Source organism: Methylobacter sp. S3L5C (assembly GCF_022788635.1).
Lineage (GTDB): Bacteria > Pseudomonadota > Gammaproteobacteria > Methylococcales > Methylomonadaceae > Methylobacter_C.
In genome coordinates, this window is record NZ_CP076024.1 from 2,788,539 (window position 1) to 2,808,328 (window position 19,790).

The 19,790-nt window shown below is 46.5% G+C and carries 17 protein-coding genes and 4 pseudogenes; 17 read left to right on the top strand and 4 right to left on the bottom strand.

Features of this window, described 5'->3' with window-relative positions; translation table 11 throughout:
• Positions 1-163: 163 nt before the first annotated feature.
• A pseudogene (locus KKZ03_RS12445) lies at positions 164-1,319 on the bottom strand (IS630 family transposase).
• 633 nt (positions 1,320-1,952) lie between these two features.
• On the opposite strand from KKZ03_RS12445, the gene KKZ03_RS12450 reads away from it, so the two are divergent.
• The 8 genes from KKZ03_RS12450 to KKZ03_RS12485 all read left to right on the top strand — a co-directional run bounded on the left by KKZ03_RS12450 (position 1,953) and on the right by KKZ03_RS12485 (position 8,981).
• Complete coding sequence (locus KKZ03_RS12450; protein WP_243217165.1) at positions 1,953-2,435, top strand: MSMEG_0572/Sll0783 family nitrogen starvation response protein; 483 nt, start codon at positions 1,953-1,955, stop codon at positions 2,433-2,435.
• A gap of 74 nt (positions 2,436-2,509) precedes the next feature.
• The gene (locus KKZ03_RS12455; RefSeq protein ID WP_243217166.1) at positions 2,510-3,514 is read left to right on the top strand and encodes a Nit6803 family nitrilase; all 1,005 of its coding nucleotides are present in this window, start codon (positions 2,510-2,512) and stop codon (positions 3,512-3,514) included.
• 7 nt (positions 3,515-3,521) lie between these two features.
• The gene (locus KKZ03_RS12460) at positions 3,522-4,634 is read left to right on the top strand and encodes an MSMEG_0568 family radical SAM protein (protein ID WP_243217167.1); all 1,113 of its coding nucleotides are present in this window, start codon (positions 3,522-3,524) and stop codon (positions 4,632-4,634) included.
• A gap of 1 nt (position 4,635) precedes the next feature.
• Entirely contained in the window at positions 4,636-5,178 is a 543-nt protein-coding gene (locus KKZ03_RS12465) for an MSMEG_0567/Sll0786 family nitrogen starvation N-acetyltransferase (RefSeq protein ID WP_243217168.1), read from the top strand.
• Complete coding sequence (locus KKZ03_RS12470; protein WP_243217169.1) at positions 5,175-6,161, top strand: sll0787 family AIR synthase-like protein; 987 nt, start codon at positions 5,175-5,177, stop codon at positions 6,159-6,161. The genes KKZ03_RS12465 and KKZ03_RS12470 overlap by 4 nt, the downstream gene beginning before the upstream one ends.
• 3 nt (positions 6,162-6,164) lie before the next feature.
• Positions 6,165-7,340: an MSMEG_0565 family glycosyltransferase gene (locus KKZ03_RS12475; RefSeq protein ID WP_243217170.1), complete on the top strand. Its 1,176-nt coding sequence runs from the start codon at positions 6,165-6,167 to the stop codon at positions 7,338-7,340.
• Positions 7,333-7,620 (top strand): MSMEG_0570 family nitrogen starvation response protein, encoded by a 288-nt coding sequence (locus tag KKZ03_RS12480; RefSeq protein ID WP_243217171.1) that lies wholly within the window; start codon positions 7,333-7,335, stop codon positions 7,618-7,620. Before KKZ03_RS12475 ends, KKZ03_RS12480 begins: the two co-directional genes overlap by 8 nt.
• Before the next feature lie 83 nt (positions 7,621-7,703).
• Positions 7,704-8,981, top strand: coding sequence for an MSMEG_0569 family flavin-dependent oxidoreductase (locus KKZ03_RS12485; protein WP_243217172.1), 1,278 nt, complete (start codon positions 7,704-7,706; stop codon positions 8,979-8,981).
• A 206-nt stretch (positions 8,982-9,187) separates the two neighbouring features.
• Here KKZ03_RS12485 and KKZ03_RS12490 read toward each other — a convergent pair whose 3' ends face one another.
• Complete coding sequence (locus KKZ03_RS12490) at positions 9,188-10,621, bottom strand: PLP-dependent aminotransferase family protein (protein ID WP_243217173.1); 1,434 nt, start codon at positions 10,619-10,621, stop codon at positions 9,188-9,190.
• A gap of 767 nt (positions 10,622-11,388) precedes the next feature.
• Here KKZ03_RS12490 and KKZ03_RS22060 point away from each other — a divergent pair.
• Positions 11,389-12,065 (top strand): annotated as a pseudogene (locus KKZ03_RS22060) (hypothetical protein).
• A gap of 29 nt (positions 12,066-12,094) precedes the next feature.
• Here the strand turns inward: KKZ03_RS22060 and KKZ03_RS12505 are convergent.
• A complete protein-coding gene (locus tag KKZ03_RS12505) occupies positions 12,095-12,673 on the bottom strand; it encodes a tyrosine-type recombinase/integrase (RefSeq protein ID WP_243217176.1) in 579 nt (192 codons plus the stop codon).
• A 589-nt stretch (positions 12,674-13,262) separates the two neighbouring features.
• Between KKZ03_RS12505 and KKZ03_RS12510 the strand changes: the two genes are divergently transcribed.
• The 7 genes and pseudogenes from KKZ03_RS12510 to KKZ03_RS12535 all read left to right on the top strand — a co-directional run bounded on the left by KKZ03_RS12510 (position 13,263) and on the right by KKZ03_RS12535 (position 17,210).
• The gene (locus KKZ03_RS12510) at positions 13,263-13,523 is read left to right on the top strand and encodes a type II toxin-antitoxin system RelB/DinJ family antitoxin (protein ID WP_243217177.1); all 261 of its coding nucleotides are present in this window, start codon (positions 13,263-13,265) and stop codon (positions 13,521-13,523) included.
• Positions 13,523-13,678: a type II toxin-antitoxin system YafQ family toxin gene (locus KKZ03_RS21915; protein ID WP_305852349.1), complete on the top strand. Its 156-nt coding sequence runs from the start codon at positions 13,523-13,525 to the stop codon at positions 13,676-13,678. Before KKZ03_RS12510 ends, KKZ03_RS21915 begins: the two co-directional genes overlap by 1 nt.
• The gene (locus KKZ03_RS21920) at positions 13,656-13,799 is read left to right on the top strand and encodes a type II toxin-antitoxin system YafQ family toxin (protein ID WP_305852350.1); all 144 of its coding nucleotides are present in this window, start codon (positions 13,656-13,658) and stop codon (positions 13,797-13,799) included. The genes KKZ03_RS21915 and KKZ03_RS21920 overlap by 23 nt, the downstream gene beginning before the upstream one ends.
• 156 nt (positions 13,800-13,955) lie before the next feature.
• Positions 13,956-14,537, top strand: a complete 582-nt coding sequence (locus tag KKZ03_RS12520) for a hypothetical protein (RefSeq protein WP_243217178.1) — start codon at positions 13,956-13,958, stop codon at positions 14,535-14,537.
• 143 nt (positions 14,538-14,680) lie between these two features.
• Positions 14,681-15,313 (top strand): annotated as a pseudogene (locus KKZ03_RS12525) (transposase); the annotation flags it as partial.
• A gap of 64 nt (positions 15,314-15,377) precedes the next feature.
• A pseudogene (locus tag KKZ03_RS12530) lies at positions 15,378-16,544 on the top strand (IS3 family transposase); the annotation flags it as partial.
• Between the two features lie 501 nt (positions 16,545-17,045).
• A complete protein-coding gene (locus tag KKZ03_RS12535) occupies positions 17,046-17,210 on the top strand; it encodes a WGR domain-containing protein (RefSeq protein ID WP_243217179.1) in 165 nt (54 codons plus the stop codon).
• Positions 17,211-17,512: 302 nt separating this feature from the next.
• Here the strand turns inward: KKZ03_RS12535 and KKZ03_RS12540 are convergent, their stop codons facing one another.
• The gene (locus KKZ03_RS12540; RefSeq protein ID WP_243217180.1) at positions 17,513-18,166 is read right to left on the bottom strand and encodes a metalloregulator ArsR/SmtB family transcription factor; all 654 of its coding nucleotides are present in this window, start codon (positions 18,164-18,166) and stop codon (positions 17,513-17,515) included.
• A gap of 106 nt (positions 18,167-18,272) precedes the next feature.
• On the opposite strand from KKZ03_RS12540, the gene KKZ03_RS12545 reads away from it, so the two are divergent.
• The gene (locus KKZ03_RS12545; protein ID WP_243217181.1) at positions 18,273-19,778 is read left to right on the top strand and encodes an MFS transporter; all 1,506 of its coding nucleotides are present in this window, start codon (positions 18,273-18,275) and stop codon (positions 19,776-19,778) included.
• Positions 19,779-19,790 lie beyond the last annotated feature (12 nt).

Genomic DNA, 19,790 nt, shown 5'->3' on the forward strand with positions numbered 1-19,790 from the left:
TTTGAATGACAGTTTTAGAAGCAGATATGGATCTCTTTTTGGCAGATTGTTGAACTTTATTCTGCTTTATTCATCGCCCTAAAACTGCCGGTCGCCACTGGCGAGAAATGGCCGTTCTGGGACCGCCAAGTTTGATAAACAAATGAATGGAGCTAGTACTCAGTCAATCTGATAATGTCGGATAAAGTTTCTTCAGTTTTATCCGTGCATCCTCCGTGGTAAACCGCCATTTCATAGGCCGAGCAATAGTATTTCTTTTTTCTTGCCACGCAGAAATTTCTGTTTTTAAAATTTCTTGATCTGGAATGCGGCGATCCATACATTGCCGTGACAGGATGCTTAATTCTATCTCGGCCATATTTAACCAACTGCCATGCTTGGGCGTGTAGTGTATTTCTAGTTTTTCAAGAATTCTTCTCGCCTCTTTTGGCTCAAATGCCTTATATAAAGAGGCACCAGTATGGGTATTCAGATTATCCATAACCAGGGTAATACGTTTAGCCTGCGGGTAATACGTTTAGCCTGCGGGTAATGGACATCAACCAGGTTACGAATTTGATGCGCCCAATCAATGGCCGTTCTTTGATCGGTTACCTCAACAAACCGTTTGCCCTGCAAGGGTTCAAAAAACATAAAAATATTGCTCACTCCATTACGCTCATATTCCGTGTCGTACCGAGCGACCGTGCCAGGCTTTGCCGGTATTGGTGTTCGCGTGTCTTTAATCTGTTGCTTGCTGCTTTCATCCATGCAAATCAGTGGTTGCGCTTCATCATAAGGTCGCTTGTAAACCTCAAGCGTATCTTCCATAGCACAAACAAACTCAGCATTTTTTTTAGCCGGAATACACCACTCTTTATTTTGCCAGGGTTTTAATTCGTTTTTTTTAAGGTTTGCCGGATAGTTTCATGCGATACACTTTCAATATAACCCAGCTCAACCATCTGCTGTCCAAGTAAACGTAATGTCCAGCGGCTACGCCCTTCAGGTGCATCGCCACAACTTAACGCGATCAAACGGGCTTCATTCTCTCCATCAATAGTACGACTTCTAACCCGAATTGACTTTGCCCGGTTTAAAGCCGATTCCAAGCCTTCTTGAACCAGTCGCTCCCGGACTCGTTCAACGGTACGTCTTGAAATACCAAAAGCTTCACTTATTGGCCGGTCCAGCCATTTTTCTCCTAACTCGCTAATATCCGCTTTCAGCAGTATTTCAGCGTGTAACCTTTTATGAGCGGCCACTTTTCCGGTATGAATCAAACTTCCCAAATAAGCGCGTTCATCTTCCGTTAGTCGTACTATGTATTTCTTTTTCAATGGTGTTTATTAATGGCAATGTAAAGACATTATATGGGGGCTATCATTCGACATATCAACGCTGACTGAGTACTAGCTCTTTGTTCAATGAGCAGTTTCGACCCAGTCATTCGCTTCTGATCTTCGAATGACCGCCTACCAATGAAATGCGGCCAGTCAGTTCTAGCGAACTATACTCCGCGCGGTCACGTATGTGGAAAACAGAAACATATTAACCCCTTGTAATATATAGTATTCAATGCTTTAAAAAACCTGCAATCTTGACCGCTTGGAGTATAACTAATATTCAGTCGGCATTGGTATGTCGGATAAAATCCGCGTTACCATCTTGAAATTGTTGATAACTCCCTCTAAAAGCACCTCTTTCCAATCATCTGAAAAATTTTAAAAACTAAGTATTTCGGATTCACTGCACCAAATTATCCATAACAGTTGCCAGGGTTATTAACCATAACAGATTGATTAAATGATGATCTGTACTTGAAAAATTGTTTTGTTTTGAATCTGTTATCAATTCTGTCTCGCTTGTAGAATTATAGCCGTCAGTCCCCTCATGGATTGACGTTTATAGAGCTTCCCTGTATCACACCTTTTTGATGCAGGGGTTTTTTCACTTATAGTGAGGAGTATTCCATGCCAGTAGTTCAAAAAGCGGCCCACGTCAAAGGCGATTTTTTTGTTGATTATGAAGAAAAAGTATTTGAGGATGTAAAAGCCCAACCCGGTGAAAAAGCACTGGTAAAGTTTCATACTGTGGCCTTTGAAGGCTCCATTGGTTTTTTAAATTTGTTACAAGCAACACGGCTGCAACGCAAAGGTTTTGAAACCTCAATCCTGTTATATGGGCCAGGTGTAACCTTAGGAATTCAACGAGGTTTTCCACGCTTGGGCGATGAAGCTTTTCCCGGACACCAAAATTACACTACCCAGATTAATAAGTTTATGGAGGAAGGCGGTAAAGTTTATGCCTGTAGATTCGCGCTACAAGCCATCTATGGTCTTGGCGAACCAAACCTTATCCCGGGCGTTCGAGCTATTAGCCCCCTTGATGTATTAGACATTGCGTTGATCCATAATCGTGAAAACGCCTTCATTCTGGATACCTGGACTCTATAAGTCTTTGCTAATTACTGCCAGCGCCCGGAATCGTTTTCGGGCCTGGTATAAAACCAGTAACAGGAGCACAAAGTATGACATCGCAAAAAATTGTTAGGGCTGCAGCGATACAGATTGCACCGGTGTTTGATTCCGCCGGCGGCACCCTCGAAAAAGTTTGCCAAGCCATTGCCGATGCAGCCAAAAAAGGCGCTCAATTGGTCGTATTCCCGGAAACGTTTATACCTTATTACCCTTATTTCTCTTTTATACTGCCACCGGTTGCTTCGGGCAGTGCTCATATGAAACTTTACGAATATGCCGTCGTAGTGCCGGGACCTGTAACCGATGCCGTGGCCGCCCAAGCACGCTCATTGGGTATCGTGGTGGTATTGGGTGTTAATGAGCGAGATCATGGGAGCCTTTACAACACCCAGCTAATTTTTGATGAAACGGGTTGTTTGGTGTTGAAGCGGCGTAAGATTACCCCAACCTTCCATGAACGCATGATCTGGGGGCAAGGCGATGCTTCAGGCCTCAAGGTAGTTGAGACGGGTATAGGACGTATTGGTGCACTAGCTTGTTGGGAACATTACAATCCGCTGGCTCGTTACGCATTGATGGCACAGCATGAGGAAATTCATTGCAGCCAGTTTCCAGGATCCTTGGTGGGACCTGTTTTTGCCGAGCAAATTGAAGTGACCATCCGCCATCACGCGCTTGAATCCGGCTGTTTCGTTATTAACTCCACCGGCTGGCTAAGTGATGAGCAAATTCAATCGGTGACGCCTGATCCGGCCTTACAGAAGGCTTTACGGGGCGGTTGTTGCACGGCCATTATCTCCCCCGAAGGTCAACATCTGGCCGAACCTTTGCGCTCTGGAGAAGGCATGGTCATTGCTGATTTGGATATGTCCCTGATCACCAAACGTAAACGCATGATGGACTCCGTCGGTCATTATGCCCGCCCCGAACTGTTAAGTCTGATGATTAACGACAAACCGGCGGTACCGATGTTTAGTGAGACCCCGCCATCTAACCAGTACCCAACCGAACCGTTAGTATTTACGCCATTTTCATCTACCCACAGCAGCGAGTAATCCGCCCATGAATCAATCATCCAGCGTTGAATCCCTATCCTCACAGCTGATCACCGACCTACAATCATTGGGTTTACGGTTGGTGGAAACCGAGTATGGCGTAGCTGGTCGTCGCGGCGGTGCTGGTCCTTCAGATCATAAAGCAGTGACCTTGGGTGGTCGAACCGTTATGATCCCGATTTCCACCGCTTCGGCCAGTCTATCGCCATTCGTTGCCGATAGTCCGGATGCGCAGGGTAACAGCCTGATTCGTCGTGACGGTCATACCGTGGCGACCATTACGTTTCCTCGCCAACCGCGTTTTTATGGTTTACAAACCCTGGATGGCATCCCTTATTCCCATATAGCCACCTTACATGCTGCAGACGTGCTGGCTACTACAGTATTGCAATCCTGTATTCGTTATAGTAATCGTCAAAAATCCTGTCAGTTTTGCGCCATAGGACAATCGCTGGAAGCGGGGCGAACCATCCTTCGTAAAACCCCTGAGCAATTGGCCGAAGTTGCCCGTGCCGCAGTGTTATTGGATAACGTCAAGCACATGGTAATGACCACCGGCACGCCTAACATTACTGATCGTGGTGCCGCTATTCTATGTGAAAGTGCAATAGCCGTGAAAGCAGCCGTCGATTTACCCATTCAAGGACAATGCGAACCACCGGATGACGATAGCTGGTTTGAGCGCATGAAAGCGGCAGGCATCGATAGCCTGGGCATGCATCTTGAAGCGGTTACTCCTGAAGTTCGCGCCCGTATCATGCCAGGCAAGGCCAGCGTAACGCTGGATCGCTATATGAATGCTTTTGATGCCGCAGTTGCAGTATTTGGCCGAGGTCAAGTTAGTACTTACATACTTGCAGGCCTAGGCGATACAGCGGAGGCAATTTTAGCTGTTTCCGAACAATTAGTGAACAAAGGGGTTTATCCTTTTGTAGTACCGTTCATACCCATTACCGGTACGCCGCTTGAACATCATCCATCCCCTGATCCGCGCTTCATGCGGGAGCTTCTGCAACCATTAGGCGTTATGTTGAAGCAGGCAGGATTGCGCTCAGTTGATGTGAAAGCGGGTTGTGCCAAGTGCGGTGCCTGCTCTGCTCTTTCCAGTTACGAGGACTGATATGTTAAATGAACTTATCAAGCCGTTTGTTGCCAGCGAGTACCTTGTTAAATGGGCAACTCAGAACTGGGAGCATCAGCAAATGTTGCGTTTGCGACAGGCCGTGTTTTGTGAGGAACAAGGGGTTTTTTCAGGCGATGATCTTGACGAAATCGATCGTATTGCGATACCTATCGTCGCCATCGCCTGTGTCGCAGGGCTGCCTGACGAAGTGGTCGGAACTGTTCGTATTTACCAGTCAGAGCCGGGGATTTGGTGGGGGTCAAGGCTGGCTGTGGCAGTTGAATACCGTAAACAGGGGCACTTGGGGGCTTCGTTAATTCGTTTGGCGGTTACCACCGCCCATGCTCAAGGTTGTCGTACCTTTTTAGCTCAAGTGCAACGTCGTAATGTTCCTTTGTTTCGTCGTCTGCATTGGCATTCCCAAAAAGAGATTGAGCTGCATGGGCGGCCACATAATCTGATGCAGGCTGATCTGGATAAATATCCGCCTTATGACGGTGGTGCCACCGGTTTTGTAGCCACCAGCCGGATTATGTCATGAACGAGTTAGCCCAACTGACACAAACTATAAGCCAAAGCCTTGGTCTGGCTCATAAGCGTGATATCGCTGCTGTGATCACTATACTATCCAGGCAAATGCCATACCGGGAAGCTGGAGATATTATTTTTGGTGACGATTGTGCTGCTATACCTGATCAGAACGGATTTTTGTTATTGGCGGCAGAGGGTTTCATGAACGAATTTGTCGACACTCAACCATGGTTTGCCGGTTATTGCGGTGTGATGGTAAACGTCAGCGATATTTACGCGATGGGTGGACGTCCCATTGCTGTAGTTGATGCGTTATGGAGTAATGGCGAAGAAAAAGCCCGACCAGTACTGGAAGGTCTGGTCGCTGCCTCCGATATTTATAAGGTCCCCATTGTGGGTGGACATAGCAATACCCGCAACGACCATTCTCAGCTTTCGGTAGCGATTCTCGGCCGTGCGAACAGGTTACTTAGTAGTTTCTCCGCGAAGGCAGGACAAAAGCTTTTAGCAGCGGTCGATCTGCGAGGACAATTTCGTGAGCCTTATGCGTGGTGGGATGCCAGCACTCAGGCTCCGGCTGAACGATTGCGAGAGGACCTTGAAATATTGCCTCAAATCGCCGAAGACGGGTTATGCGATGCTGCCAAGGATATCAGCATGGCCGGCATGATTGGTACAGTACTGATGCTATTGGAGTGTTCTGCTTTGGGTGGTGTAATTGATGTGACCGCCATACCATGTCCACCTGAAATACCTTTGGAACGCTGGCTTTGCTGCTTTCCCAGTTACGGCTTTGTATTGAGCGTGGAAGCTGAAAATACCTTTGCCGTTATTGAACATTTTTCCCGACGCGATATCGCCTGCGCTGTCATTGGTGAAACCGATGTCTCCGGTCGTCTACGTCTTGCTGATGGTAACAGTGAGGAACTTTTATGGGATTTACACGCCAGTCCGTTAACCGGATGTGGCAAAAAACTTAACAGCGCGGCTTAAGTCATGTCCAGTTTACGCATTGCCATGCTGACTCATTCCACCAATCCCAGAGGCGGAGTAGTACATGCCTTGGAATTGGCCGAAGCCCTCTATTTACGTGGACAAAAAATCACGCTGATGGCTGCGGACGAGCCCGGTAAACAGTTTTTTCGTGCGATTCAGTGCCCTGCTTCAGTAATATCGGTGCCAGCTTTGTCCGGTGATTTTATCACACGAGTAGGGCAGCGCATCCAGGCCTATATTGATTATTTTTCCAAACCGAATATACCTGCTTACGATATTTACCATGCCCAGGATGCCATCAGCGGTTGTGCCCTGGCAACATTAGTCGAGCGAGGCATCCTGGCCAGCTTTGTCCGTACGGTTCATCATCTTGATAGCTTTGAAAGTCAAACGTTGATGGCATGGCAAACCCGTTCATTTAAAGAGGCACAGCAAGTTCTGTGCGTCAGTCGCGGTTGGTATAAAAATCTCGCCAATGATTATGGTATTAACGCCATTCAAGTGAATAACGGCGTTGATACTCTGCGCTTTAATTCGGTACTTCAACCGGATGATCAGATTCTGCTCAGTCGCCTGGGTCTGGATTGTGGTGGTCCACTATTTCTTGCCGTAGGTGGCATTGAGGCGCGCAAGAATACTTTGCGCATTTTTACCGCTTTTTGTGTCGTACTCAAACAGCTTCCCCGCGCGCAACTTATTATCGTTGGCGGAGCCAGTCTGCTCGATCATGGTCAGTATCGGGATCAATTCGATAAGGCCGTCGCAGACAGCGGTATTGAAGTGGGTTCCGGTAAATCGTTGGTCTTGACCGGGCCATTGCCTGATCAGGACATGCCGCCACTATTTCGCTTGGCAGATGCTTTGGTATTTCCATCGCTAGCGGAAGGTTTTGGTTTGGTGGTTCTGGAAGCCATTGTTTCAGGTACGCCGGTCATCGTTTCTCGCCAAGAGCCTTTTACCGAATATCTGCAGATGCAGGACTGTCTTTGGGTCGACCCGGAAGACAGTGACGCGATTGCAGTTGCTATGCTGCAAGCGCTTACTGCATTTCCCAACGCTGGCTTGCAGGCTTGTGCTCAGCGTTTGAGTGACGAATTTTCCTGGGAAAATTCAGCCCACACGCATTTAAATATTTACCATTCATTGACTACTCCAAGAGGTGTTACCCATGCCTGAAATGCATTTTCGCGTCCGTTGGCCGGACCAATCTACCAGTCTTTGTTATTCACCCTCGCTAGTGATTAAGGATTTTTTAAAGCCTGGAGAAACTTATGAACTGAACGATTTTGTTAGCCGTAGCCGAACAGCGCTTGATATCGCTAGTGAGCGCGTCCGCCAAAAATACGGTTATACCTGTTCCAGCGCCATGAGCCAGTTGGCTGAAATTGAAACCATAGCTGCACGATTTTCTAATGCTGAAAATCCCAAGGTATGGGTGGACGAATTTATTGAGTAAGCGTCTGCAAAATCAGACGACATCAGAAATTATCAACAGCTATAGAACTACCAACCGTTACCCAACAAGAAAGAGAAGACTGCATGAATAATCACCAGGAAAACAATCAACGCCCACATTATCAGGTCATCATTGTCGGTGGCGGTCAAGCCGGTTTGTCAGTAAGCTATTATCTGAAAAAATTACATATTAGTCATATCGTTTTTGAAAAAAATCGAGTTGCCCATTCCTGGAGAAACGATCGTTGGGATACCTTTTGCCTAGTGACTCCAAACTGGCAATGTCGTTTGCCGGATTTCCCTTATCAAGGCGATGATCCTCAAGGTTTCATGCTTAAGGACGAGATTGTTGAGTACGTTGAAGCCTTTGCCAAAAAAATTAACGCACCGTTAACTGAAGGTGTCGCGGTGACTCGTGTTCATAGAGATAGCCAAGGTCGACTTGAGGTCGCGACTAGCAAAGGCGAGTTCACTGCTGACCATCTGGTTGTGGCTACCGGTGGCTACAACATTCCGATTATTCCTGATTATGCACAAAACCTGCCGGATCATATTACCCAGATCCATTCCGTGCAATATCGTAACCCGCAATCGATTCCTGCGGGTGAGGTGTTGGTTGTGGGTACCGGACAATCCGGCGTACAACTAATGGAAGATCTGCATCTGGCAGGCCGTAAAGTGCATTTGGCCGTTGGCAACGCACCCCGTTCACCACGCCTGTATCGTGGCAAAGAAACCACGGAATGGCTATATGATCTGGGTTTTTACCAACTGACCTTGGACAATCATCCAATGGGCGATGCGGTTCGTCACAAAACCAATCATTATCTTACCGGACGTGACGGCGGTCATGAAATCAATCTGCGTAAATTTGCACTGGAAGGTGTTCGCTTATATGGCAGCATGAGCAATATATCTGGTACTAACCTGGAGTTTCGGCCTAATCTGACCGACAACCTTGATGAAGCTGACGAAGTCTATGTGAATATTCGTAACGATATTGACCGCTATATCGCTAATAACCATATTGATGCACCGGTTGAACCGCCATTCCAGAAGGTCTGGGAACCGGAATTTGATCCCTTGACTGTCGATGCCGATGTAGCAGGTATTACCTCAATCATCTGGGCGATTGGTTTTCGACCGGACTACAGTTGGATAGAGCTTCCTGGTTTCGATGACTACGGGCATCCACAATTCCAGCGTGGTGTATCCAATGTCGAGGGGCTCTATTTTATCGGCTTGCCTTGGCTTAACACCTGGGGTTCAGGCCGCTTTCTGGGAGTTGCTGAAGATGCTCGCTATTTAGCGGAAGTCATTCAGGGTAAGTTGGAGGCTGCAAAGGTTGACAGTGTGTTGTAAGGACTATTAAAACGGGCTGGATCAAGACGATTATGTAGACAATGCATTAATAATAAAACTATCCAAAAATTCGTCTATAAAAGACAAAAGGCACGAAAAATTTTATATTTTTCGTGCCTTTCTGAGCTTGTTTTTGCTATAAATCATATTGTTGATTGGGTATTATTGCTTCGGAAACCGGTTAAGCTATAAAGTCCCAACCAAAATTAAACTACCCGTTCCATTATCAAATCCCTAACCATATCCCCCAATTTCTTTAGCGCCCGCTCCACTTTATCAGACCACGGAACTGCACAACTGAGTCGGATAAAATTACTGTATTTTTTTTGCGTAGTCGAGAATAGTGGTCCGGGGGCGATGATAATGCCTTCCAGGCTTGCACGCCGGTGTAATTCCATGGCATCTATACCTTCCGGTAATTCGACCCATAATGCAAAACCGCCTTCCGGTTGCGTCATCCGGGTGCCATCAGGGAAAAAAAGGCTCACTGCTTTCACCGTACGGGCGACACTACGGGCATATTGTTGCCGTACCTGTCGCAGATAACGATCGTAACCGCCGTGTTCCAGAAAATGGGCAATAATAAGCTGGTTGAGTGTCGGCGTGGCTTGGTGCAACATATATTTTAAGTTTTCTACTTTTTCCTTATAACGTCCCGGCATCAACCAGCCGATTCGCAAGCCAGGTGACAATGTCTTGGCAAAGGATGAGCAGTAAAGTACCTCACCCTGTTGACTCCAAGACTTGATAACAGACGGCCGTTTTGAGTCAAAGCAAAGATCGCCATAAACATCATCCTCAATCAAGGGGATTTCGTGTTTTTCCAGCAATGTTACCAGAGCTTTCTTACGTTCATCGGGCATGCAGGAGCCGAGCGGGTTATTAAAATTGGAAATGACCAGACAGGCTTTGATCGGCCACTGTTCAAGGGCCAGTTGCAGTGCTTCCAGGGAAATACCCGCTCGCGGATGCGTTGGTATTTCAAGTGTTTCCATGCCGCAAGATTCGATCACTTGCAACAAACCGTAGAATGTGGGAGATTCAATAGCGATAACATCGCCAGGTTCACAGGTCGCCATTAACGCGAGCCTAACGGCATCCCTGGCACCTTGGGTAATGATGATGTCGTCAGGGCCATCAGTGCAGTTCAGTTCGACCATACGTTTTGCTATCTGGCGTCGGAGTTCTTGATTACCTAGCAATTCATCGGTATCAAAACTGTGTTTACCAAACAGGCGTATCACTTTGTTGGTTGTTTGTTGCAGAGGCCTTATCGGTAAAAAATCAGCATCAGGCATGGAAGCCCCCAGATTGACTTGACCAGGATTTTTAGCTGCCCAGAGTATTTGTCGAGTTAGTGATTGCCCTGTTACTCTGGAGGGTGTCGCGGGTGGATCAGAAATATCCGGTTCAGCGATAGCTTGTCGATGATAGGCGCTGACATAATAGCCCGACCGCGCACGAGCCTGAATTCGCCCTTGATCCTCCAATAGTCGATAGGCTTCAAGGGCGGTTGAGACACTGATATTCATTTGCTGACTTAAGCTACGTACGCCAGGCAATCGATCACCCTGACGATAAACCCCTTGTTCGATATGGGCAACGATGTTGTCTGCTACGGTTTCGTAAAGATATTTCATAAACTTTTATCTAATTGCTGCTTTAAATATTTAGCAGAACAAAATTAATTAAGGCATAACTGTACCGGTTAAGATTATATAATTTTTTCATCTGATAGGGTACTCAATCCCTCTTTATTTGAACCATTTCCAACTAAAATTACCCTGCTGTAAAACTCTAAATTAACTTTTATCGGAATTACTCTCACTTGGCACGAGACGAAGACGCAGATAGTGGGACAAAATTCATGCGTAGCCAAAGAGAAAAAAGGCTATCAAGCCATTTTGTGATTTGGGTGGCTAGAGTAAATTATGAGAGCGCGGAGCATATTCTCTGTTTCCCTCAATGACAGCTTAGTATCTGTGACCTGTCATTGGCCAATAGTTGCCGGTCGTCTATGATTTTACGCTTCCTTATACCTGACATTCGCCATGTAGCACTATCGACCCTGAGCCGACGATCAAGGCGATACCTTGATTCCCCCAAAAAGCGGACTCTAAGAAATCGTCGCATCCTTGGATGGGGATTAATCATTCTTGACTATATCACAGAGCATGGCTAAAATTATGAACGGTTGCCCACCTTACTTGCACACGAGTAAAAAAAGGTATTTATCACTTATAGAGTAATACTGCTACCGCAAATGTAATTAATCTATAAATTACAGTTAGATACGCAAATAATAAGATAAAGATCAAGCACTATTCTGGTAGAATTTTGAGTATTACAAAGTCTGATCAATATTTTAACCATGCCAGCTATTAAAAAAAACCGTATTCAGCAGTAAATTGACCGCTTCAAAAAGTCATTTTTGCAATCCCAAGGACTAGGTGTTGAGGATTTTTTTCAGCCGGCAGCATTACCAACATTATCGCCAATACCCCGCATAAACGCTCCTCGGTGTTCTTGCCCTTAGTCACGCTTAAAGCTTTCATTTTCCAAGTATTAAGTGATGACCGTTCCTGTAAACAGGCAGTGGCAGGCGTATTGATTTACCGTATCGTCGATGGACAATCAGCCAATACGGTTAACACGGGACCTTACTGTAAAGCCCGCAACGCTTACCACTAAAGGAACTCAGAGCAGCCACCACAGCTGCTGGTTTGCGTCTTCATAACCAGTCTCTGGCCGCGTGGCGATGGAAGGGTTATAACGTTGTCCTTACACTTATTGGCATACAACATCATTCGTGGCAATTTGGCACAGGCAGCCAGCCTGCATGAGAAGATACCCCGCCAACTGAGTTTCAGGTCAGCAGTGCAACTGGTCATTCAAGCCGCCAAGCAGATGGTAGGCTTGACAGGGAACCAACTCATAAGCGCCTTGCGTGAATTATTAAAAGCGATGGCATCAACGGCCATTGGAAAACAAAAACGTAAGAGCCAGCCAAGGGCAGTCAAACGCCGACCAAAACCCTTTCCTTTGCTGATGGTGCCAAGAAACGAGGCATGTTTAAGCCTCTGACTTTGTTTTTTATATTTGCGGTAGCAGTATTAGTATCTGACCGTGCTTTCAAGTTTAGTATGACCTAGCAAAAGTTGAACCGCTCGCAAATTTTTCGTTCTCCGGTAGACGAGTGTGACTTTTGTTCGCCGCATAGTATGCGTCCCATAAGACGCTGGGTCGAGGCCAATAGATTTCACCCAGTGTTCGACAATACGAGCATATTGCCTGGTTGATAGGTGAGGTGAACTATGAATTCGACTTGGGAACAGATATTGGTCAGATTTAAGCTTTGTTTGGTTAATCCACGCTTCAAGCGAATCTCTGGTTTGTTCTGTTATCTCGAACTGTACAGGACGATGAGTTTTCTGTTGCATAATAATGGCCCGCGATGACACCCGGTTATTCTGGGCTACGTCGATTATTCGAAGTTTGACCAGATCGCAGCCACGTAATTTGCTGTCAATGGCCAAGTTGAACAACGCCAACTCCCGAGTGTTTTTAGCCATCTGCAAACGAATCCGAATTGCCCAAATCTCTTTCAATTTGAGCGGTGATTTCTGACCAATCAATTTGCCCTTGTTCCATGGGACTTGATAGTTCTTTTGATCGTTGGTATCTTGCTTCATAACAATCTCCTAAAATTAGGTAAAGGAGTCTTATTGTCATACTGTTTCCAGTAAGCAGACATGAGAGAAAGTGTGGTATGAGTATCGGTCACCGCATATTTGTTGTAGAGGAAGATGCCGTCTTTTCAATTTCACAAAAGACTTTCACTGCATTGTATTCTGGTAAAGTCGGAGCCTTTTCGAAGTTCGCGGGTCAGACCGTTCAAATTGCTGTAGTCGTTTACACAGTACATCAGCGAAAACCAAAAACAATTATTCAAATCGATTGTGAATGAATCAGAATTCTGGGTGACGGTTCAATCGATGATAATTATGAACACGAAGGCCTGCATCTGGCCGCAAACCGTATGTGGCCATCAGAGATTAACCCGAAATTGTCGATGCAAAAGCTCGATTTGAAGAAAGGCAATGGAATCAACGTCATCCGAAATTATCAGGGCCGTCTCATGAGCGAATATTCAAGGCACTGTTCAAATAAAAACTTACAGCTCAAAATTGACTATTTACCACTTTAAGGTCTGTTTTACGGATTAGTATATTGTAGTTCATTTGGGCTACAATATACCCTTAACTACAAAGGAGCAAGAATATGGCCGCCACCGCTTATGTACGAGCAAGAATCGACGAAAAACTTAAAGAAGAAGCCACCGCTGTGCTGGCAGATATGGGGCTTACCGTATCCGATGTGGTACGTATTGTTTTGACCAAGGTTGCAAAGGAAAAAGCACTGCCTTTCGAGATGCGCGTTCCCAATAAACTGACTGCTGAAACGCTCGCCAAGAGTGAACGCGGTGAAGATATTCATCATGCTAAAGATGCTAATGAGCTCTTTGAACAGCTTGGCATCTGATGCGGCAGCCCGACTACTCCGGCCAGTTCAAGCGTGATGTGAAGCAATCTCAAAAGCGAGGTAAAGACATGAGTAAGCTCAAAACATTATTAGGCTTACTGATTGAAGGCCAGTCGTTGCCAGCAAGCTATCTTGACCCATCCACTGAAAGGTAGCTGGAAAGGGTTTAGAGATGCCCACATTGAGCCGGATTGGTTGTTGATATGCAAAATCATGGGCGATGTAGTGCGCTTTGAGCGTACAGGTAGACATGTGGATTTGTTCGATGAATACTAACGCAGCTTACTGTGTAAATAACCACCCTGGGCATTCATGACCCGTCAATTCAAAAAAAAGCGCCCATCTTTCACTGCTCTGCCTCGGCATAAACGCAGCAATGAGGTCATCCGTCTCAAAGGACGAATTAAGCGCGACTCTGACGAATATGGTGGGATGTTCACAAGTCACTTGGTTCTCGATGAACCTGGTAGACCGGATTTATACAATCAGTGGTTTGACTTCTATTTCCCCGGTCAAGATCGGTTCACCATCTGGAATGCGGAAATTGTGATAGCACGCAAGGCATTTTGGGATGCGGCCCATAAGCTTGCTTACCAACGCACGACGGCAATGTTGACGCCAGAAGAACGCGCTGCCGAGTCCAATATAGAGTTTGAGCCAGCGGATTTTTCCAGCACCGGCAAAGTCTTGAGTTACAAACTTGTTGTGCGTAAGAAGATGCAGTACGAGAAATTCAGTGGACTGACTTTTTACGAGCAGTTGGAAAAGCTGGAGTCCGAGATAATCCGTGAAACGCCACCCACTATTCATGAGTCTTTCCGGCTTGATCCTAGCTATGCCTACGGTATTGGGCTATTCATCATTCTTGATGTAAATGTGATCGACCGTGCAGCGATTGAACAAGCCATCACCAAATTTCGATTAATTAGTGAAACCGATTGGCATGCTGCTATTCCAGTACTGCGTGAGCGACTGCCCGTTGTGAGCGAAAAAGAAGTTTTGGCAGCTATTTAGGATTAGTTAAAAAGAAAAATCGTTTGCCGAACCTGTCCATAAAACAACCGCTTGACGGAGCCGGTGACAGACAGCTCACGGCCCAGACTGTGTGAAAACTACAATCCAGCTATAATTATATTTTCAATTGAAAGTATATCAATATGAGCGGATTTATAACGGGCGAAGCTCGCACTCATGCGACTTTGTTTCCAGAAAAACTCGATGATTACATCTCGGCAGACAATGTCACCAGAGTAATCGATCTATTCATTGATGGTATTGATCTGTCGGCTACGGGGTTTAAAACCCTAGCGGCTGCCACTGGTCGACCTGGATATCATCCTGAAACCCTGCTAAAGCTTTATGTGTATGGCTACCTAAATCGCGTTCAATCATCGTGCCGATTAGAACGGGAAGCCGGACGTAATGTTGAGCTGATGTGGTTACTGAAGCGCTTGGCTCCGGATTTTAAAACCATTGCTGATTTTCGCAAAAAGAATACTAAAGCCATCAGATTGGTTTGTCGTGAGTTTGTTATTATTTGCCGTAAACTCAAGCTTTTTAGTGAGGCGTTTGTTGCCATTGATGGTAGTAAATTTAAGGCCGTCAACAACCGTGACCGGAATTACACGCAAGCTAAATTAAAGCGCAGACTCGAATTGATTGATTAAAGTATTGCCCGCTATCTGGGGCAAATTACCAGCGCAGATCGACTGGACGATTCAGTTGCTAAAGGTAAAACAGAGCGACTGGAAAGTAAGATTGAAAAACTAAAAAAGGAAATTGAGCGACTATAGTGGCCCCCAAAATCCGGACAGTCGATTAAGATGGTGTCTTCCATAAAAAAGGTAGACAGGAATGAGTGAAAAAAAACGTAAGATTTTGACGGGGGCACAAAAAGCTAAAATAGCGTTAGAAGCTTTGAAGGAGCAAAAAACGGTAAATGAGATTGCTCAAGAGTATGGCGTTCATCCTACCCAAATTGGTTTATGGAAGAAGGCCTTATTAGAAAATGCCAGCCAACTGTTTGAGGTGAAGCGTGGCTCCAAGCCCCTTGATCCTCAGAGCGATCCGGTACGATTGTATGCCAAGATTGGTCACCTTAATAGGGAACTGGACTGGCTTAATATCCGCACGGGGCACTAGAAAAAAGTCAGGAATCAGTTTTTAAGCGAAAGACAGAGCTGGATCGATCCCCATGATGAACTGGCGTTGGTTCGGCAGTGTAAATTAGCGAGTATTGCCCGATCCACCGTCTACGCTAACAAGACAGTAGTTGTGAATGAATACGAGCTGTTATTGCTGCGCTTGCTGGATGAAGAATATACCCGCCATCCTTTTTATGGCAGCAGGAAAATGACAGTCTGGCTACGCGGACAAGGGCATGGCGTGAACCGAAAACGAGTGCAGCGTTTGATGCAAATACTGGGGTTGGTTGCCATGGTGCCTGGTCCTAATACCAGTAAAAAACATCCGCAACATAAGGTTTATCCGTATTTACTCAGAGGATTAGCTATTGTCCGACCGAATCAGGTCTGGAGTACGGATATAACTTATATACGACTCGCGCATGGCTTTATGTATCTGGTCGCAATCATTGATTGGTACAGTCGTAAAGTGTTGGCGTGGAAGGTTTCAAACACCATGGATGTTGGTTTTTGCCTGGACTGTTTGACTGAGGCGCTTAATCAATATGACGCACCAGAAATTTTTAACACCGATCAGGGATCGCAGTTTACCAGCACCTTATGGGTCAATAAATTACTGGAACACAGCTGTAAGATTAGTATGGACGGTCGGGGTCGTGCCTTGGACAATATTTTTGTTGAACGGCTATGCCGTAGTGTCAAATACGAGGACATTTACCCGAAAAACTATGTCATTGTGCCTGAACTGTTGTTGGGTCTGACCGCGTACTTTATATTCTATAACAGTGAGCGGTTTCACCAGGCATTGAGCTATAAAACGCCCAATGAAGTTTATCAGACAGGCATCGGCGGCGGCGTAAAAGTAGTTGATCATTTTAGTGACAAACGGGTTTCTTCAAAAGAAGAAGTGGGACACGGAATCGATGCCCTCTTAATTAGGCTTAAATATTGTCTGGACAATGGGGTCCACTTTAAGTTATCAGAAATGAAACAGAAACGTGCTGATGGTGTTTTAATAAAAAATCTAATGTCTGAATACGCACTCAGTAAAGCGTCAGATTATCGACTTTTATCTAATGATGCTTGATTTGTTAGTTCGTAAAAAAAACCAACAACAGGCAAATATTCCGGCTGCGCAAAGCCAAGATGTTTGGCTAAATGAGATACAGCCATAGACCGAATATTTGTGAATGAATCGGCGCGGGTTGATTACCGGGATGAATCATTACAATAGTCGTGACATGTAAGAGGTAATTAACGCCTACGATAGTTGATCTGCGTTGCAACGTTCTATAAACAAAGGTGAGTTATGAAGCATATTTATCTGGAAAGGCATGACCCGGACAAAAATCTACACCGGTTTTATTAGTTGTTTATAATGCCAGGCCTTTTTGGTGACTGGTCGTTGGTTAAAGAATGGGGCAGGGCAGGCTCACCCGGAACGATTCGGAAGGATTGGTTCGATACTGAAATGGAAGCGCAGCTAGCGGGACAAAAATTATGCGCAGCCAAACAGAAAAAAGGCTATCAAGTCATTTTGTGATATGGGTGGCTAAAGTAGATCACCTATATATAAGGTGTACGCGTAAACTCTATCGAACACGACACTCTTGAGCAATCTGATTTATCATTTTCTGCTCTTTCAATATTTCTAACGTGTGTTAGCTTTTTGTGCCCCGTCAAAATATTACGCTTTTTTACTCATTTCTGCCTGCCTTTTTATGGAATACATCCTTTTAATCGACTGTCCGGGATTTTGGATCCACTATAATAACAGTTGAGGCGACAACTATTCTGACGCAGCGGGGTCTAGACACAAAGCGGACATACTCGACAACGGCAAATTTAATCCATGCTTTCCTCATTTTTACTGATGCGATAAACGCAGCGACGCGCGCCTGTGAAGAGGTGTTCTTGCCTTGTGATCAAGACCTGGCCTCCCAGTGTTTCCTGAAACAGCTGGAGTTCAGAGCGGCAAAATTTCTGACAACTTTGTGCCGCTGCGCAAATTGGGCAATGATCTTCAATCAGTAGCCAATCTTTGCCCTGTTTTTCTACCCTCGCCATATAACCTTCCTTCAAGCGTATGGCAGCGATTCTTTTCAGCTTGCCGGCGATGCTGCTGACTCCCTGGCAGGCTTGCCGGTACTCATGCAACATCTCTGTTTCACGTTTGGTGATGAGCCGATTAAGACCTTCTTCGCCAAACAACTGCTGGATCGAACCGATCAGCTGTACCGTCAGATAGGCATGCGAGTCGGGAAAGCGTGCATTGCCTGCGGCGCTTAATTTCCAGCTCTGCTTCGGACGCCCAACCCCCATCGAGGATTCCTGCAATCCCTCAATCAGATCATCAGTCAGCAGTTTTTGTATTTGCAGTCGCACAGCTTCCACTGTGATGTTGAGCTCTTGTGCCAGGATGGCGGTTGACGCCGCGCCGTGGGTCTTGAAGCGCAACAAAATACGTTCGGCAGTTGACCTGCTTTCTTTATTAAGCAAGTTTTCTCTTGTATATTTCATGATGGAGACTTAGTATTGGAGCTGGAAAATATCCAACTTAGTTCTTGCATAATATGCTTTCTTCTTCTGAATGTCGAGGTCCACGATGAATGTCAAACGCCCTACAAATACCCACGCCGAGCCGATCAAAGCGCCCCCTGCCGCTGTTGCTGCATCCTGGGGGGAGCTGCTGTCTGGCCGTAATTTGTTGCCTGCCATAGCACTCACTGGTGGTGTGGCGCTACACGCCATCAATGTACATATAGTCACAACCATCTTGCCGTCAGTAGTGCGAGATATTGGCGGCCTTGAGTATTACGCCTGGAATATCACCTTGTTTGTGGTGGCCTCTATCTTAGGCGCTACCCTGACTAACAAGCTGCTTGATGTAATGGGTCCGCGCCGTACCTATTTACTTGCGCTGGCGGTATTCGTGCTCGGCTCCATCTTGTGCGCTACTGCAACAGGTATGTTCTGGCTGCTGTGCGGACGGAGTGTGCAAGGGATTGGCGGCGGCTTGCTGGCCGCACTCAGTTACGCCTTGATTCGTATCGTTTTTGTTGAACGTCTATGGTCACGTGTAGTGGCCTTAGTGTCTGGCATGTGGGGTCTTGCTACGCTGTTGGGGCCGGCTGTTGGTGGATTATTTGCTGCCAGCGGCGAGTGGCGTTTGGCTTTCTGGAGTTTGCTGCCGGTAGCACTGGTACAAGCCTTGATCGTTTCCATGCAGCTTACTGGGAAATCGCCGGTACCCGACAAGGCATCGCTTGAGCCGGTACGCATCCCCTTCCTTAAAATCAGCTTACTGATGACCTCGGTGCTGCTGGTTGCGCTGGCCGGGCAGGTGAAGGATGATGCGGGCAAAGTGCTGTGTATTACGGTCGGGGTGAGTGTAGGTTTGCTGCTGGCATGGCTGGATCGTCGTCCGGGCGTGGCCTTGTTACCAAGCGGCGCTTATACACTGCGCAGTCCGATGGGAAAAATATTTGCGTGTATCGGCTTGCTGATGATCGCCAGCATGAGTGAAATTTTTATCCCTTATTTTTTGCAGCTATTGCACGGCTATTCGCCTTTGCAGGCTGGCTATATGACAGCGGTGATGGCGGGCGGCTGGAGTATGGCATCGCTAGTGAGTTCGGGGCGTAGTAGCCGAAGTACCGCACGCCTGATATTCGCCGGTCCTGTCCTGATGACCTTGGCCTTACTGGCCTTGCTGGTTTTACTACCTGGCGATATTGTCCCGGCGTATCAGGGCGCATGGTTGTGTATCGCACTGGCCGGTGTGGGTCTGGGTATCGGGCTTGGCTGGCCGCATCTGCTCACCGGGATATTCAAAGCGGCCTTACCAGGCGAAGAAAACATTGCTTCGGCGGGTATCACCACGGTGCAATTATATGCCATGGCAATCGGTGCCGCGCTGGCTGGCTTGACAGTGAATGCTGCGGGTCTGTCTGACCCGGGTGGTGAAGAGGGCGCGCGTACTGCTGCATACAGTCTATTTGGATTTTTTGCGCTGGCACCGGCTGCGGCGATGGTACTGAGTTACCGACTGTCACACTGTACCGATCGCTCCGGGCTTGGCGATCCAGATCAAAACGATCCAGATTCATGACCTTGGTCCATG